Annotated in this window: 14 protein-coding genes; 7 read left to right on the top strand and 7 right to left on the bottom strand. The window is 64.9% G+C overall.

Translation table 11 applies throughout. The features are described 5' to 3' along the window. Positions 1–333 precede the first annotated feature (333 nt). Positions 334–1,137 carry an ABC transporter substrate-binding protein gene (locus JC616_RS17815; protein WP_107798453.1) on the bottom strand — a complete coding sequence of 268 codons (804 nt, stop codon included), beginning with the start codon at positions 1,135–1,137 and terminating at the stop codon, positions 334–336. 450 nt (positions 1,138–1,587) lie between these two features. Here JC616_RS17815 and JC616_RS17810 point away from each other — a divergent pair, with 450 nt between their 5' ends. From JC616_RS17810 to JC616_RS17795, 4 genes are all read left to right on the top strand, one after another. Then, positions 1,588–2,196, top strand: a complete 609-nt coding sequence (locus tag JC616_RS17810) for a CDP-alcohol phosphatidyltransferase family protein (protein WP_227104585.1) — start codon at positions 1,588–1,590, stop codon at positions 2,194–2,196. After that, entirely contained in the window at positions 2,189–3,136 is a 948-nt protein-coding gene (locus tag JC616_RS17805) for a phosphatidate cytidylyltransferase (RefSeq protein WP_107798455.1), read from the top strand. Before JC616_RS17810 ends, JC616_RS17805 begins: the two co-directional genes overlap by 8 nt. 7 nt (positions 3,137–3,143) lie before the next feature. Next, positions 3,144–3,797: a lysophospholipid acyltransferase family protein gene (locus JC616_RS17800; RefSeq protein ID WP_227104582.1), complete on the top strand. Its 654-nt coding sequence runs from the start codon at positions 3,144–3,146 to the stop codon at positions 3,795–3,797. Positions 3,798–3,954: 157 nt separating this feature from the next. After that, on the top strand, positions 3,955–4,143 hold the full coding sequence (locus tag JC616_RS17795; RefSeq protein WP_107798457.1) for a hypothetical protein: 189 nt from the start codon (positions 3,955–3,957) through the stop codon (positions 4,141–4,143). 62 nt (positions 4,144–4,205) lie between these two features. Here JC616_RS17795 and phnE read toward each other — a convergent pair whose 3' ends face one another. The 4 genes from phnE to lgt form a co-directional block, all read right to left on the bottom strand. Continuing rightward, on the bottom strand, positions 4,206–5,780 hold the full coding sequence (phnE, locus tag JC616_RS17790) for a phosphonate ABC transporter, permease protein PhnE (RefSeq protein ID WP_227104580.1): 1,575 nt from the start codon (positions 5,778–5,780) through the stop codon (positions 4,206–4,208). Then, positions 5,774–6,568: a phosphonate ABC transporter ATP-binding protein gene (locus JC616_RS17785; RefSeq protein ID WP_227104578.1), complete on the bottom strand. Its 795-nt coding sequence runs from the start codon at positions 6,566–6,568 to the stop codon at positions 5,774–5,776. Before JC616_RS17785 ends, phnE begins: the two co-directional genes overlap by 7 nt. After that, on the bottom strand, positions 6,565–7,407 hold the full coding sequence (locus JC616_RS17780; RefSeq protein WP_107798459.1) for a putative selenate ABC transporter substrate-binding protein: 843 nt from the start codon (positions 7,405–7,407) through the stop codon (positions 6,565–6,567). The genes JC616_RS17785 and JC616_RS17780 overlap by 4 nt, the downstream gene beginning before the upstream one ends. Before the next feature lie 146 nt (positions 7,408–7,553). Then, the gene (lgt, locus tag JC616_RS17775) at positions 7,554–8,405 is read right to left on the bottom strand and encodes a prolipoprotein diacylglyceryl transferase (RefSeq protein WP_107798460.1); all 852 of its coding nucleotides are present in this window, start codon (positions 8,403–8,405) and stop codon (positions 7,554–7,556) included. Between the two features lie 197 nt (positions 8,406–8,602). Between lgt and ilvD the strand changes: the two genes are divergently transcribed. Both ilvD and JC616_RS17765 read left to right on the top strand, forming a co-directional pair. Next, positions 8,603–10,459, top strand: coding sequence for a dihydroxy-acid dehydratase (gene ilvD / locus JC616_RS17770; RefSeq protein ID WP_227104576.1), 1,857 nt, complete (start codon positions 8,603–8,605; stop codon positions 10,457–10,459). Between the two features lie 749 nt (positions 10,460–11,208). Next, positions 11,209–12,288: a hypothetical protein gene (locus JC616_RS17765; RefSeq protein ID WP_227104574.1), complete on the top strand. Its 1,080-nt coding sequence runs from the start codon at positions 11,209–11,211 to the stop codon at positions 12,286–12,288. A gap of 73 nt (positions 12,289–12,361) precedes the next feature. On the opposite strand, the gene JC616_RS17760 is transcribed toward JC616_RS17765, so the two are convergent. Continuing rightward, the gene (locus JC616_RS17760; protein WP_227104572.1) at positions 12,362–13,279 is read right to left on the bottom strand and encodes a LysR family transcriptional regulator; all 918 of its coding nucleotides are present in this window, start codon (positions 13,277–13,279) and stop codon (positions 12,362–12,364) included. A gap of 192 nt (positions 13,280–13,471) precedes the next feature. On the opposite strand from JC616_RS17760, the gene JC616_RS17755 reads away from it, so the two are divergent. Continuing rightward, positions 13,472–14,173 carry a pirin family protein gene (locus tag JC616_RS17755; RefSeq protein WP_227104570.1) on the top strand — a complete coding sequence of 234 codons (702 nt, stop codon included), beginning with the start codon at positions 13,472–13,474 and terminating at the stop codon, positions 14,171–14,173. Positions 14,174–14,381: 208 nt separating this feature from the next. On the opposite strand, the gene JC616_RS17750 is transcribed toward JC616_RS17755, so the two are convergent. Next, a complete protein-coding gene (locus JC616_RS17750; RefSeq protein ID WP_227104568.1) occupies positions 14,382–14,969 on the bottom strand; it encodes a hypothetical protein in 588 nt (195 codons plus the stop codon). Positions 14,970–15,096: the final 127 nt, after the last annotated feature.

Genomic DNA, 15,096 nt, shown 5'->3' with positions numbered 1-15,096 from the left:
CGCCGGCGGCGTCTGAAATGGCGAAACCGCCGGGCGCGCCCGGCGGCTGGGGATACGGATGGGAAAACGCGGGTCTTGGAACGTGTTTACGATCTCGCGAGCTAAGGCGAGAGCAGGTGAAAACGGTTGAAGAAGCGGAATGCTCAGGTGGTACATGAGCATTCTGAAAGCATTTTCAACGCCGTATCGCCGACGCGCAGCAGATCGTAAATAGGTTCTTAGAGCCGCTAAGAAAACCTCGCAGAGAACCTGAGCCAAGGCGCGCCGACGCAGGAAGTACAAGTGGTACGACAAGGAGGCGCAACGCAGGATCAGGGGTTTTGTTAGCGGGTCTTAGCTGGCTTCGCCGATCTTGAAGTCCCTAGGCAGCGGCGCTTTGGTGGCCGGGCCGAACCACTGATTGTAGATCTTGGCGGCCTGGCCGGATTTTTCCAGTTCCAGCAGGCTGTCGTTCACAGCTTTCAGCAGACGCGCCTCGCCCTTGGGCAGGCCGATGGCCTGGTATTCGCGGGTCAGGGTGAACGGCGCCAGTTCGAACTTGGCCTTGTCCGGCGCATTGGCCAGCAAGGCGGCCAGCTTGGAGCCGTCCTGGCTGATGGCCTGGACGTTGCCGTTGCGCAGCGCGGTGAAGGCCAGGGGGGTGTCGTCGTAAGCCACCACGGTGGTTTTCGGGTATTTGTCGCGCAGATTCACTTCCTGGGTGGTGCCCTTGTCCACTCCCACGCGCAGGCCGGCCAGTTGTTCCGGCTTTTGCAGCGATCCCTTGCGGGCGATGAACTGCTGGCCGGAGGCGAAGTAGGGCAGGCTGAACGCCACTTGCTTCTTGCGCTCGTCGGTGACGGTGAAGTTGGCGGCCACCAGATCGGCCTTGCCGGACACCAAGAGCGGCACGCGGTTGGCCGGATTGGTGGGGATCAGGCTGAGTTTTACGCCCAGTTTCTTGGCGATGTGTTGGGCCACGTCCACGTCCAGGCCGGAAATCTGACGGGTCTTGGCGTCGAGGAAGCCGAAGGGCGGGTTGCTGTCGAAGGCGGCGACGCGCAGCACGCCGGCTTTCTTGATGTCGTCCAGACGGTCGGCCCAGGCGGCGGTGGCGGTGGCGCTCAAGGCGATGGCCAATGCGATGGCGTGTTTCATGATGATGCCCCTAGTCTGAAGACGCGCCGCGGGTTTCAATCGCGCCTGTTGGCGGCGCGGTTTCAGAAGATGCCGGCGCATCGTGATTCTGAGAAATTTCCTGCCATGGATAAACCCATGACATGCGATGAACTGATGCTAAGGCATCTTGCAAATTCTTGGAAATTATTAAAAATTAGTCTTATATATTAATTTGTTTTGATTGTGTGATTTTCCTTATTGGAACAATGCCTTGTCCGCATTGAGGCCGCGGCGGCGGCGAGCCGGTATTTTTGTTCGAGGTAGGATTGCCAAACAATTTCCTTTGCCGCGCTTTTCTGCAATCGGCATAATCGCGTTTTCCGTGCGTTCCCCATTGGCGGACGCGTCGACGGATTTGCAACTTTTCTTGACGACTGTGATGACTGGCGCGAAAGCGCGTCGGGACGAAGCAGACAAGCCGAAGCCGAAATGCCCAGCATCTATCAACTCAAATCCCGTTTTCAGGACCTGCTGCGCCCCTTGCTGCGCGGCCTGGTTTCCCTTGGCGTCACCGCCAACCACGTCACGCTCGGCGCCATGCTGGCCTCCATCGCCTACGGCGGCTGGCTGGCCTGCCGGCCGGATCAGGCCTTGCCCTGGCTGCTGCTGCCCGTCTTCCTGTTCCTGCGCATGGCCTTGAACGCCATCGACGGCATGCTGGCGCGCGAGCACGGCCAGAAGTCGCGCTTGGGCGGCATTCTCAACGAGGTGGGCGACGTGGTGTCCGACGCGGCGCTCTATCTGCCCTTCGCCCTGCTGCTGGCCCAGCCTGCCTGGGCGGTGCTGGCGGTGACGTTGGCGCTGCTGACCGAGTTCGTCGGCGTGCTGGGCCCTAGCCTTGGCGCGAGCCGGCGCTACGACGGACCGATGGGCAAGAGCGATCGCGCCTTTGTTTACGGCGCCTTCGCGCTGCTGCTGGGCCTGTGGCCGCAGGCGGCGGCCTGGGGCGGCTGGGTGTTTGGATTGAGCGCCGCCTTGATGGCGCTGACCTGCGTCAACCGGGCGCGGGCCATTTTGAAAGAGGGCGAAGATGTTTAAACCGCTGTTGCCGCAAGCATTGATCTGGGCGCTGGGCGCCGTATTCGCGCTGCTGGTGATCGCCAGCGTCGCCATCCGCGTGCTGGAGAGCCGCTCGCCGCAGAAGAACTGGCTGGAATTGAAGCTGCGCATCCGCACCTGGTGGTGGATCGTCGCCTGCTTCTCGCTGACCTTGCTGGGCAATGTGCCGCTGGCGCTGGTGGTGTTCGCGCTGATCAGCTTCCTGGCGCTGAAGGAATACCTGACGCTGTGCGCCACCCGCACCGCCGATCACGTGGTGCTGTTCTGGGCCTATCTGAGCATCCCGCTGCAGTATTACTGGCTGGGCGTTCACTGGTACGGCATGTTCATCATTTTCATCCCGGTCTACATCTTCCTGTTCCTGCCGATGCGTATGGTGCTGATCGGCGAGACCCAGGGCTTTCTCAAGGCCGCCGCCTCGCTGCAATGGGGCTTGATGATTTGCGTGTTCTGCCTGAGCCATATGGCCGCGGTGCTGACCCTGCCCCAGCTGACCCATATCGGCGAACCGGCCCAGGGCGCGATGCTGCTGTTCTACCTGGTGGCGCTGACCCAGCTCAACGACGTGGCGCAATACCTGTGGGGCAAGGCCTTCGGCCGGCGCAAAGTGGCGCCCAAGGTGTCGCCCAACAAGACGCTGGAGGGCTTCCTCGGCGGCGCGCTGACCACCTGCCTGCTGGGCTGGTTGCTGGGGCCGCTGCTGACGCCGTTCTCGCCGCTGCACGCGGCGCTGGCCGGCCTGCTGATCGGGGTGATGGGCTTTATCGGCGACATCGTGATTTCCGCGGTGAAGCGCGACATCGGGGTCAAGGACTCCGGCCGCCTGTTGCCCGGCCACGGCGGGGTGCTGGACAGGCTGGATTCGCTGACCTATACCGCGCCGCTGTTCTTCCACTATGTCCATTACTTGTACTTCTGAGCCGATGATGAGCCGATTGCTGCGCATTCTGTTCGTCCTGCTGCTGGCCCGGCCGGTGGTGCGTCTGTGGCTGGGGGTGACGGTGCGCCACCAGGAACGGCTGCCCTTGCGCGGCCCGGCCATCGTGGTGGCCAACCACAACAGCCACCTGGACATCCTGGCGCTGTACAGCCTGTTTCCGCTGGGCCGCATCCCCGAGGTGCAGCCGGCGGCGGCGGCGGACTACTTCCTGAAAAACCGCCTGTTCGCCTGGTTCGCCACCCAGGTGGTGGGCATCATTCCGGTGGTGCGCGGGGGCGTGGCCAAGGGCCTGGACCCGCTGGAAGGCTGCCGCGAGGCGCTGCGCCAGGGCCGTATCCTGATCCTGTTTCCGGAAGGCTCGCGGGGCGAGCCCGAGGTGCTGTCCGAGATCAAGTCCGGCATCTGGTATCTGAGCCGGGATTTCCCCGAGGTGCCGGTGGTGCCGGTCTATCTGCACGGCCTGGGCCGGGCGATGGGGCGCGGTCAATGGCTGCCGGTGCCCTTCTTCGTCGACATCGCCGTTGGTCGGCCGTTACAGTGGCTGGAAGAGAAAGCCGCTTTCCGCGACCGTATCCGCGAAGCCTTGTTGTACTTGAAGCAAAAAACGCTGCCCGCCGCACCGGCGGAGCAGGAGGGCTGAGACGCCGCCGTCCGCCCCTTGGCGGGCTTGGGGGAGACGGCCTATTGCGGCCGCCGGCCATGGCTGGCAATCTGAACGGGCGACGTTCGTGGACGTCGCCTGGCGAGGCAGGCTGGAACAATAAGAAGATTCGATGTGTGGGAAGAGGAGAAACGTGATGAGCAAGAAAGGATGGTATCTCGGCTCCTTGTGCATGGCCGCGGCCGCTTGCGCGGTGGCTTTGCTGGGCATGGCGTTGGCGGACGCCGGTTCGGCGGCGTGGCCGTTCGTCTTGGCCAAGGGGCTGGCTTTCGCCGCGCTGGCGATGTTTCTCTGCGGCCTGGCCGCGTGCAGGGAAGCTCGATAGACGTGGGATGAAGGCGCGAGACGACGGGGCGGCAGGCTTAGGCTTGCCGCCCCGTCCTCGTTTCAGCCCATGCGCCGGCGCAGCGCGCGGCTCAGCTGTTCCACGCCCCAGGACAGCGCCACCATCGCCAGGATGACGGCCGCGGCGGCTTGTTGTTGGAACAGCGACAGCGCCAGATACAGCTGCTGGCCCAGGCCGCCGGCGCCGACGATGCCGAGCACGGTGGCGATGCGGATATTGTTTTCCCAGCGGTACAGCGTATAGGCCAGCCATTGGCTGGCCACCATGGGCAGCGGCCCATAGCAGAAGGCGGCGATGCGGCCCGCGCCGGCGTTGAGCAGCGCCTGTTCCGCTTGCGGCGGCGCGTTTTCCAGCGTTTCCGCGAACAGACGGCCCAGCACGCCGGCGGTGTGCATCGCCAGCGCCAGCACCCCGGCGGCCGGCCCCAGGCCCAAGGCCAAGACCGCCAGCGCCGCCCACAGCAGATCCGGAATGCCGCGCAGCATATTCAGCAACAGCCGCGTCGCGCGCTTGGCGGCTGCGCCCAGCCGGCCGGCGGCCGGCAGCGCCAGCGGCATGGCCAGCAAGGCGGCCAGCACCGTGCCCAGCGCCGACATCGCCAAGGTTTCCACCACGCCTTGTCCCAATGGCCGCAAGTTTGGGGCGGAGAGGTCCGGAGGCAGGAATTCCATGGCGAAGCGCGGCAGGCCGCGCCAATCAAAGCCGTTGGCGCGCCAATCCGGCCACAGCCAGCACAGGCTGAACGCGGTCAGCGCGCCGCCGGCCAGCAATAGGCGGCGTCCGCCGCCGTCGCGCTCCAGCGCGCGCCGCGACCAGCGGCTGACGCCCTCGCTCAAGCCCACCAGCAGCAGGAATACCAGGAGCAGGGCGCCGACCTCGCCGCCGTTGAGCATTTTCAGGCTGCTGTCCAGCAATTGGCCGATGCCGCCGGCGCCGACGAAGCCCATCACCGCCGATGCGCGGATCGCGCATTCCCAGCGGTAAACGCTGTAGCTGATCAATTCCGGCAGGGCCTGAGGCCACAGCGCCCAGCACAGCCGCTGCCAGCGGCTGGCCCCGGCCGCCGCCAGAGCCTGGGCCGGCGCGCGCGGCTGGGATTCCAGGATCTCCGCGTAAACCTTGCCCAGCATGCCGCCGTAGGCCAGGCCCAAGGCCAGCACCGCCGGCAGGCTGCCCAGGCCGGCGGCGCGGACGAAGAGCAGCGCCCAGACGATGTCCGGCACGCCGCGCAGCCACACCATCAGCCCGCGCAGCAGGCTTTGCGCGGCCAGGACGGTGCGGCGCGGCCGGACCGCGGTGAGCTGGTGATCGTCCAGCGCGCGGCTGGTGGCGAAGGCCAGCGGCGCGCCCAGCAGCATGGCCAGGCACAGGCCGGCGCTGGCCACCGCCAGCGTGGTGGCGGTTTCCTTGGCCACTTCTTTCAGAAAGTCGCCGTCGTGGGCGGGCGGCAGAAAGCCGGCGGCGAAACGCGCCAGGCTGAGCCAGGTGTCGCCGTTGAACAGAGTGCTCAGCGTGAACTGGGTCAGCGGCAGCGTCGGCAGCAGCAAGGCCAGGGTCAGCAGCAGCCAGCCCAGCCGCGCGCGGGCGGCCGGGTCGCGCGGCGCGGGTCTCAGCATTGCAAGCCTCTGAGCGCGGCGGGCGCGGCCGGCTCCACCGCGGTCTCGGGCATCTCGCCGGCGTAGAGCTCGGCCAGCAGCTGGGTATGGACTTGCTCGCGCGGCAGATCGAAGACGACGGCGCCGTCGCGCAGGCCTATGATGCGCGGGAAGTGCGCCAGCGCCAGCTGTACCGAGTGCAGGCTGGCCAGCAGGGTGGCGCGGCGGGCGCGGGCGTCCTCGCACAGCAGGCGTATGCTGTCGTCGGCCAGCCTGGGGTCCAGCGCCGACACCGGCTCGTCGGCCAGCATCAGGTCTGGCCGCTGGTACAGCGCGCGGGCGATGCCGACGCGCTGACGCTGTCCGCCGGACAGCTGATCGCAGCGCTGCCATAGTTTGTCGGCCAGACCCAGCCGTTCCAGCTCTGCGGCGACGCCGGCGGCGTCGTCCGGCCACAGCAGGCGGCGCAAGGCCGCCAGTTCGCCGCCCTGGGCCAGCCGGCCGGCGGCCACCGCGTGGATCACGCGCTGGCGCGGCGGCAGCGGCGGCGTCTGGTAGACGCTGCCTATGCGCGCGCGCAGCGCGCGCAAGGCGCGGCGCGGCAAGCGCCAGGGATCGGCGTCCAGCAACCGGACCGCGCCGCAGTCCGGGCGCAGGCCGGTGTTGGCCAGCAAGAGCAGGGTGCTTTTGCCGGCGCCGGACGGGCCGATCAGGGCCGCCTGTTCGCCGGCGGCAAGCTGCAGATCGATGTCGCGCAGAATGACGGCGCCGTCCAGGCTCAGGCCGACGCCGCGCAGCTCCAGGCTCACTTCAGCAGCCCGGCGGCCGCGGCGGCGGCTTCTATGCCCTTATAGTTGTCCGGCTTGGTGGGGATGAAGCGGCTGGCGCGTTGCAGATCCAGTACGGCTTTCTGATCCGGGTTCTTGGCGTCCAGCTTGAGGAAGGCCTGGCGGATCTTGTCCTGCAAGCCCTTGTCCATGCTGCCGCGCACCGTCCAGTTGTAGTCGTAGTAGGCCGGGGTGGTGGCGATCACGCGCACCTTGGCGGTATCCACCTTCTTGCTTTCCACCAGCTTCTGCCACACCGAGCTGTTCAACACGCCGGCCTCCACCTTGCCGGCGGCCACCCAGGCCACGGTAGCGTCGTGAGCGCCGGAATAGGCGACGTTCTTGAAGAAGCTTTCCGGCTTGAGGCCGTCCTTCTGCATGAAATAGCGCGGCATCAGGTGGCCGGAGGTGGAGGAGGCGGAACCGAAGGCGAAGCTGTCGCCCTTCAGCTCCTTCAGGCTCTTGGCCGGGCCGCTGGTGATGAAGGTGGAGGTGAACTTGCTGTCCTCCTCGCGCTGCACCAGCGGCACCACCTTGCCGCGCTGGCTGGCCTGCACATAGGTGAAGCCGCCCAGCCAGGCCATGTCCAGCTTGTCCGAGGTCAGCGCGGTGACCACGCCGGCGTAGTCCGACACCGGCACGAACTGCACTGGGATGCCCAGCTCTTTTTCCAGGTATTGGCCCAGCGGCGCGAACTTGCGCTGCAGCTCGGTGGGGGATTCGTCCGGGATGGCGGAGACCTTGAGCACGGTCGGGGCGGCGTGGGCCAGGGCGGCGGCGGCCAACAGCGCGCCGGCCAGCGTCAGTTTGATGGCGGTCATGGCAGTGTTTTCCTCTATTGCGGACGAAAAGCCGCAAGGGCTGGCGCCGGCGGGCCGGCGATTCAAAAAGGCCAGTCATTAAGACTGGCCTTGAAGCGGCGGACTAAAAACCGCCGCGTATAGCAAGCATTCTAGCCTAGCCCGGCTTAGGCCGCCTTGCGCTTGCCGAACAGGTAGAACAGCGCCAGGCCGATCACGATCATCGGCAGGCTCAGCCACTGGCCCATGCTGATCACGTCGGACTGGCCGAAGATGCCGGCGTCCGGGGTGCGGAAGTATTCGCTGCCGAAGCGCGCCAGGCCGTAGCCCATCAGGAACAGCGCCGACACCTGGCCGCGCGCGCGGGTCTTGGCGCTGAAGCACCACAGCAGCGCGAACAGCGCCAGGCCTTCCAGCGCGAACTCGTACAGCTGCGACGGGTGGCGCGGCAGGCCGCCGTATTTGAGCAGGGTCACCATCAGGTCGGACGATTGCTGCGCCTGGATCAGATCGTCCATCTTGGCCTGCGGAAACAGCATCGCCCACGGCAGTTGGGGATCGGCCACCCGCCCCCACAGCTCGCCGTTGATGAAGTTGCCGATGCGGCCGGCGGCCAGGCCCAGCGGTACCAGCGGCGCGATGAAGTCGGTGACTTCCCAGAAGCTGCGGCCGTGCTTGCGCGCAAACAGCGCCACGCCGATCAGCACGCCGATGAAACCGCCGTGGAAGGACATGCCGCCTTTCCACACCATCAGAATCTCCAGCGGATGACTAAAATAATAGCCGGGCTGGTAGAACAGCACCTCGCCCAGGCGGCCGCCCAGCACCACGCCGACGGCGCCGTACATCAGCAGATCGTCCAGCAGCTTGGAGGTGAGGAAAGCGTGGCCGCGCTTGATGCGGTAGTTGCCCAGGATCAGGAAGCTGGCGAAGCCCAGCAAGTACATCAGGCCGTACCAATGAATGGCCAACGGGCCCAGCTGGATGGCCACGGGGTCGAACTGCGGATGAATGATCATTTGTCAGCCGTGTGCGTTTGCGGTAAAAGAATGTGGACGGATTATATGGGAAAGCGTTCCCACGCGTCGCGCGGCCCACCCGCCGCCCGACGCATTTTTGCCTTGAGCTCCCCGGCACCCGGAGCCAGGCGGCCCGGCCTTAAAGCAGGCCAGGCCCGGAGCGCCTTTCCCCTCATGTAGAAATTAAGGAATCAGCAATGCCCCAATACCGCTCCCGCACTTCCACCGCCGGCCGCAATATGGCGGGTGCCCGCGCCCTGTGGCGCGCCACCGGCATGAAGGACGACGACTTCGGCAAACCCATCATCGCCATCGCCAACAGCTTTACCCAGTTCGTGCCCGGGCACGTGCACCTGCACAATATGGGTCAACTGGTGGCGCGGGAAATCGAACGCGCCGGCGGCGTGGCCAAGGAATTCAACACCATCGCCATCGACGACGGCATCGCCATGGGCCACGGCGGCATGCTCTATAGCCTGCCCAGCCGGGACCTGATCGCGGACAGCGTGGAATACATGGTCAACGCCCACTGCGCGGACGCGCTGGTGTGCATCTCCAACTGCGACAAAATCACCCCCGGCATGTTGATGGCCGCGATGCGTCTGAACATCCCGGTGGTGTTCGTCTCCGGCGGCCCGATGGAAGCGGGCAAGGTGCAATGGGGCAACGACATCCGCAAGCTGGACCTGGTGGACGCGATGGTGGAAGCCGCCAACAGCGCGGTGTCCAACGAGGACGTCGAGCGCGTGGAGCGCTCCGCCTGTCCCACCTGCGGCTCCTGCTCCGGCATGTTCACCGCCAACTCCATGAACTGCCTGACCGAGGCGTTGGGCCTGTCCCTGCCCGGCAACGGCAGCCTGGTGGCCACGCACGCGGACCGCAAGGAATTGTTCCTGCGCGCCGGCCGCCTGATCGTGGATATCACCAAGCGACATTACGAACAGGACGACGCCAGCTTGCTGCCGCGCGCCATCGCCTCCAAGGCCGCGTTCGAGAACGCGATGAGCCTGGACGTGGCCATGGGCGGCTCCACCAACACCGTGCTGCACCTGCTGGCGGCGGCGCAGGAAGCCGGCGTGGACTTCAAGATGGCGGACATCGACCGCATTTCGCGCTCGGTGCCGTGTCTGGCCAAGGTGGCGCCGGCCACCCAGAAATACCATATGGAAGACGTGCACCGCGCCGGCGGCGTGGTGGCCATCCTGGCCGAGCTGGACCGCGCCGGCCTGATCCGCCGCGAAGTGCCCACCGTGCACAGCGCCACGCTGGGCGAAGCGCTGGAAGCCTGGGACATCTGCCGCCATGGCGAAGACAGCGAAGCGCGGCGCTTCTACCGCGCGGCGCCGGGCGGAGTGCCCACCACCATCGCCTTCTCGCAGTCCATGCGTTACCCGACGGTGGACGACGACCGCGCCGAGGGCTGCATCCGCGACCGCGAGCACGCTTACTCTCAGGACGGCGGCCTGGCTGTGCTGTCCGGCAATATCGCCGAGCGCGGCTGCATCGTCAAAACCGCCGGCGTCGACGACTCCATCCTCAAATTCAACGGCCGCGCCCGCATCTTCGAAAGCCAGGACGCGGCGGTGGAGGCCATCCTGGCCGACCGCATCGTGGCCGGCGACGTGGTGGTGATCCGCTATGAAGGCCCCAAGGGCGGCCCGGGCATGCAGGAAATGCTCTATCCCACCAGCTATCTGAAATCCAAGGGCCTGGGCAAGGAGTGCGCCTTGCTGACCGACGGCCGTTTCTCCGGCGGCACTTCCGGTCTGTCCATCGGTCATGTGTCGCCGGAAGCGGCCGAGGGCGGCGCCATCGGCCTGGTGGAAGAGGGTGACCGCATCGAGATCGACATCCCCGGCCGCTCCATTCGTCTGGCGATCAGCGACGAAACGCTGGCGGCGCGGCGCGCGGCGATGGAAGCCAAGGGCCGCGACGCCTGGAAACCGCTGGGCCGCGACCGCGTGGTCAGCCCGGCCTTGCGCGCCTACGCTGCGATGACCACCAGCGCCGACACCGGCGCGGTGCGCGACGTGACGCAAGTCGAACGCCGTTGATATTTGTCATATTTCCTTAACCGGTTTCCGGATAGGATTCGGGCCGTGCGGTTTTTTGCCGCGCGGCCCATTGTTTTTTGGGGCGCAGCAACCATCTGCTCCTCATTCGTCCGTCGCCGCTTTCCACTGGCGCGGCCCCGTCTCTCCCCAGCCTCCCGGTTTTCGGCGGCGTCTTAGTCTTGTTCATTTGTTTTCGAATCCAACAGTTCCTTCCCGTTTGTTTTCCTAAATTTTCACAAACGAAATCCGTTCTAATGCCATTAATCATATACTTGGTCTGTTTAAATCTAAATGGCATTGTTTGGGACTAAGATTCGGCTGGGTCGGGGCAGGGGCGAGATGGGGGTGAAGAAGAAAACGGAGACGCTGATCGGCGCCGGCAGGCAAGTTCCCTAGCTACACGGATTTTAATAATTCTATTGATTTAACAGAAGCTTAGCGTTTGCTTAGCATGGGGCGTCGTCGGAAAAAGGCAAAAAAAATGCGCGGTACCGTTAGGTCCGCGCCAAGTCTACAAAGGAGAAATAGAGGAGAAACTATCAAGAAGCAATTGCTGCATCTCAACGAGAACGAATTATCCAGATTGCGGTATCGAGTGTCAACATGTTGTTTTTCGCAAATGTGTGAAATTATAATTTTCTGTCGCGCATCTGGTACATCGCGGCCGAGGCCGCCGCTGTCGCGGCGCACCATGGCTGTCGCAGCTGTGCCAAAATAGCGGTTTTCCGATTGCCGCAGGATTCCCCTTCATGGACGCCGTACGCCACACCCTTCCCGATCCGCGCCAGTACCACCCGCAAGTGGCGCTGACCAATATGCTGATTCACAACGCCCAGTCGGCGTTGAACGCCAAGACCGAGTCCGATCGGGAAATGTGGTTCTCCGCGGTGCGCGACGCGATGGCCGAGATGCTGGCGCGCGGCGAACTGCTGTCCATCTCGGTGGCGCTGGCCATGGTGCCGTCTCAGCAATGCTATCAACTGGTGTGGGACGCGCTGCGCGACGCGGTGGAAAACACCGGCGGCGGCCGCGCCATCGTCTTCGCCATGCCGCTGGTGCTGGTGGCCGGCAGCAAGAACCAGACCACGCTGCCGGGCGAGATCGCAGATGTGGCCGGCCTGAACCAATTGCTGCGCGAGCACGGCGTGTTCGCCGCCGACGCCGACGTCGCCCTGGGCGGCGCGTTATTGCATCCGGACAGCGTGGTGGGGCTGGACTCCGCCCAGCTCTATAAGCTGAACCGCGATCCGGCCCATGCGCGCGCGCTGCTGCCGCAACAGCCGGCGCCGGTCACGGTGAAGGAAGAGGGCGTGTTCCTGCGCTACCTGCTGGGCGTCGCGATTCAGCCGGAAGGCGCCGAGCCGCCGCTGCGCCTGGGCGGCGCGGTGGGAGCTTGGGGCATGCCGCTGATGAAATTCCTGGGCGAGCAATTGAAGACCGACGGCGTGACGCTCTTCCCCATTGCCCGCCCGCCGATGCCGGCGATGCAGGCCATGGTGGCCGGCAACTACGCTCGCTTCGAGGTGGCGATGCAGGTATTCGCCAGCAGCCAGATCCGCAGACTGCGCGAACTGAACAAGGAGCCGGTGGCCATCCTGTCCGCCCACGACAACGGCGAACTGCACATCACCCTGTCCGCCGAAGGCGACGAGCGCAACTGGGAAGCCTTCGTCTGGCCGCTGGCGGCGCTGGACACTGTGCCGCTGATCGAGGAAAGCTTCCGCGAACTGATGGCGGAATGCCATGTGCGCGAAGTGCATGTGCTGGCCGAGCTGCATCCGGACAGCAAGGACGGCGTGCCGCTGTTCTTCACCGCCGACGATTTGTAAGCCTCGTCCCGCCTTGTCCGGTGATCACGCCCCGCCTCGAGCGGGGCTTTGTCATTGCGCTTATCGTTAGCCGCTAACGGCAATCCGCCCACGGCGCGACGGCCAGCCGCGCCGCCAGGTAGTCGATCAAGGCCTGCACCCGCGCCGGCCGGCTGCGGCCCGGCGGCGTCAGGATGTAGAGCGCGATCGGGTCCACCTGCCAATCCATCATCACGGTTTCCAGCTCGCCGGCCTGCAAGTCCCGCCAGGCCAGGAATTCCGGTTGCAAGGCCAGGCCCAGGCCGGCGCGTAGCGCCGGCGTCAGCGCCTCGGCGTTGTTGACCCGCAGCGATGTAGGCATTTCCAGCGCGAATTCGCCTTGCTCCGCGTGGCGAAAGCGCCAGAACTCGCCGCCGGGCGCGTTGCTGTACAGCAGCGCGCGATGCGCGGACAGCTCGCGGGGATGGCTGGGCCGGCCGTGGCGCGCAAAATACGCCGGCGAGCCCACCAGCAAGATGCGCACCGAGCACAGGCGGCGGGCCAGCAGGCTGGAATCGGCCAGCGAGGCGATGCGCAGCGCCAGGTCCAGGCGCTTGGCCACCAGGTCCACTTGCTCGTCGCTGAAATGGAAATCCAGTTCCACTTCCGGGTGCCGCGCCATGAACTCCGGCAGCAGCGGCGCCAAGTGAGACAGCCCGAAGGACATCGGCGCGGTCACCCGCACCGGCCCGCGCAAGCTGGAGGATTGCTCGGCGATGTCGGCCTCCACCGCCTCGCCTTCCGCCAGGATGCGGCTGGCCCGCTCCAGCGCGGCGTGGCCGGCCTCGGTCAAGGACAGCCGCCGCGAGCTGCGGTGCAACAGCATGGTTTTCATCCGGGCTTCCAGGCGGGAAATCGCCTTGGACACCGTGGCCTGGGACAGCGTCAGCTCCGCGGCGGCGCGCGCGAAGGAGCCGCATTCCGCCACCTTGGCGAAAATCGCCCAGGCTTCCAGATCGGGCAGTCGTTTCATAAATAGGCAGGAGTTGGATAGATTGATTCCAATTTTAGCGTTCAAAAATCAGTATGGCGCATTGATTGCATCAAAAATGGAAAGAATGCTATTCGATCCCTCGGCTTATCAGCCCCTGGCCCGCTGCGTATAGTGGCTGCATCGGACGCGTCGCCGCGCAGGCGGCGCCTCGCCACAATATCGGAGGACCATATGATCGAGCATCGTCCCTTCGCCGCCTTGGGCGGCGCCCATCATGGCTGGCTGGACGCCAAGCACCATTTCTCCTTTGCCGAATACCACGACCCGGCGCGCATGCACTGGGGCGCGCTGCGGGTGTGGAACGACGACGTCATCGCGCCGGGCACCGGCTTCCCTCCGCATCCGCACGCGGACATGGAAATCGTCACCTATGTCCGCGAAGGCGCGATCAGCCACCGCGACAATCTGGGCAACCAGGGCCGCACCGAGGCCGGCGACGTGCAAGTGATGAGCGCCGGCCGCGGCATCGTGCATTCCGAATACAATCTGGAAGCCGTCGACACCCGCATCTTCCAGATCTGGATCATGCCGGAGCGGCGCGGCGGGGACCCGTCCTGGGGCAGCAAGCCCTTTCCCAAGGCGGACCGCTCCGGCGCCTTCGTCGCGCTGGCCAGCGGCATGGACGGCGACGATCAGGCCTTGCCCATCCGCGCCGACGCCCGCGTGCTGGGCGCCACCCTCAAAGCCGGCGAAAGCGCGGACTATCCGCTGGGCGCGGAGCGCCGCGGCTATCTGGTGCTGGCCCGCGGCCGGGCGGAAGTCAACGGCGTGGCGCTGCAAGCCCGCGACGGCGCGGCGATTAAGGATGAAGCGCTGTTGCGCATCGTCGCCAGCGAAGACGCCGAGCTGATTCTGGTGGATAGCCGAGAGTGAGGGAATGAAAGACAAAGCGCCGGGTGTCCGGCGCTTTTTTCAAACCACGCGCAGTTTGCGCGTTGGCGGTTTCTTCGATGATGGTGGGTTGGATTCCACCTTGACTACAGTTCCTTTGGAACAAGCCTCACCGAGATCATGGCTTAGCTTAGCCAAGCTGTGGGCGGTGCTCTGGGACACATAGACCCGCTTCTTGGCATTGGGTGATTTAACGCTGTTTTTCATAGCCGATATACCCCGTATCCTCAAGCCCCGCGTTGTGGATGGCGCTAAAACCCAGTTCTTGTATGAGCAGGTGATTACAGTGACAAACTCTATCATAGAACCTGCCAAGCCCCGGAGCCGGCTTGTAAAAGTACTGCCTTGTTTCAGCTACAAGCCGACTATGGTAGACAACAATTTCAAGTAAATGTTGCCCAAAACTGAAAATTTGGCGGGGGTTGTCCAGGCGCCATGAGGCCGGCTCGTAGATATGGTCGCGGCTGATAGCGTCGGCTCGCATGAACTTTACCAACCGGCTTGTGCGCATATCGGGTTCAAAGTCATGCGCCCAAGTCCGGATAAAGTCACGTACCTCCTGCTCATCGTCTCCAGGCACTTCTCCCGCTAGGCTGGCAAAATACATTAGGTAGCGGTAGGCGCTAAAAACAAATGGCACGACTTCGAAGAAGCCATCGGCATGATGGGCTAAGGGGACACGGTAGATATTCCCCACCCACGCGGAGCGCTGATCCGGCGTGGGCGCACCTGCGAACCACTCCGTGGGCATGGCTTGGTTTTGCTCCAGCCAAAACATTCATCTTTCTCCACTGAGACGAACCATTGGAAGAGGGCGCTTGCCACAAGAGTGAGATGCAAGCAAGGTCGTAGCCCTTGCAAAGCGATCCATGGGCGCTTGGCATTGTTGCTTTATCCAATGCTGG

Source organism: Chromobacterium rhizoryzae (assembly GCF_020544465.1).
Lineage (GTDB): Bacteria > Pseudomonadota > Gammaproteobacteria > Burkholderiales > Chromobacteriaceae > Chromobacterium.
The sequence above is the reverse complement of the archived record's forward strand: the minus strand, read 5'-3'. Positions and strand labels throughout refer to the sequence as shown.

Bases quoted from the DNA above. Each gene is read 5' to 3' on its own strand.
- JC616_RS17750 (WP_227104568.1), bottom strand. From the start codon at position 14,969: ATGTTTTGGCTGGAGCAAAACCAAGCCATGCCCACGGAGTGGTTCGCA.
- phnE (WP_227104580.1), bottom strand. From the start codon at position 5,780: ATGCTGAGACCCGCGCCGCGCGACCCGGCCGCCCGCGCGCGGCTGGGC.
- JC616_RS17760 (WP_227104572.1), bottom strand. From the start codon at position 13,279: ATGAAACGACTGCCCGATCTGGAAGCCTGGGCGATTTTCGCCAAGGTG.
- JC616_RS17805 (WP_107798455.1), top strand. From the start codon at position 2,189: ATGTTTAAACCGCTGTTGCCGCAAGCATTGATCTGGGCGCTGGGCGCC.
- JC616_RS17815 (WP_107798453.1), bottom strand. From the start codon at position 1,137: ATGAAACACGCCATCGCATTGGCCATCGCCTTGAGCGCCACCGCCACC.
- JC616_RS17800 (WP_227104582.1), top strand. From the start codon at position 3,144: ATGAGCCGATTGCTGCGCATTCTGTTCGTCCTGCTGCTGGCCCGGCCG.
- JC616_RS17795 (WP_107798457.1), top strand. From the start codon at position 3,955: ATGAGCAAGAAAGGATGGTATCTCGGCTCCTTGTGCATGGCCGCGGCC.
- ilvD (WP_227104576.1), top strand. From the start codon at position 8,603: ATGCCCCAATACCGCTCCCGCACTTCCACCGCCGGCCGCAATATGGCG.
- JC616_RS17810 (WP_227104585.1), top strand. From the start codon at position 1,588: ATGCCCAGCATCTATCAACTCAAATCCCGTTTTCAGGACCTGCTGCGC.
- lgt (WP_107798460.1), bottom strand. From the start codon at position 8,405: ATGATCATTCATCCGCAGTTCGACCCCGTGGCCATCCAGCTGGGCCCG.
- JC616_RS17780 (WP_107798459.1), bottom strand. From the start codon at position 7,407: ATGACCGCCATCAAACTGACGCTGGCCGGCGCGCTGTTGGCCGCCGCC.
- JC616_RS17765 (WP_227104574.1), top strand. From the start codon at position 11,209: ATGGACGCCGTACGCCACACCCTTCCCGATCCGCGCCAGTACCACCCG.
- JC616_RS17755 (WP_227104570.1), top strand. From the start codon at position 13,472: ATGATCGAGCATCGTCCCTTCGCCGCCTTGGGCGGCGCCCATCATGGC.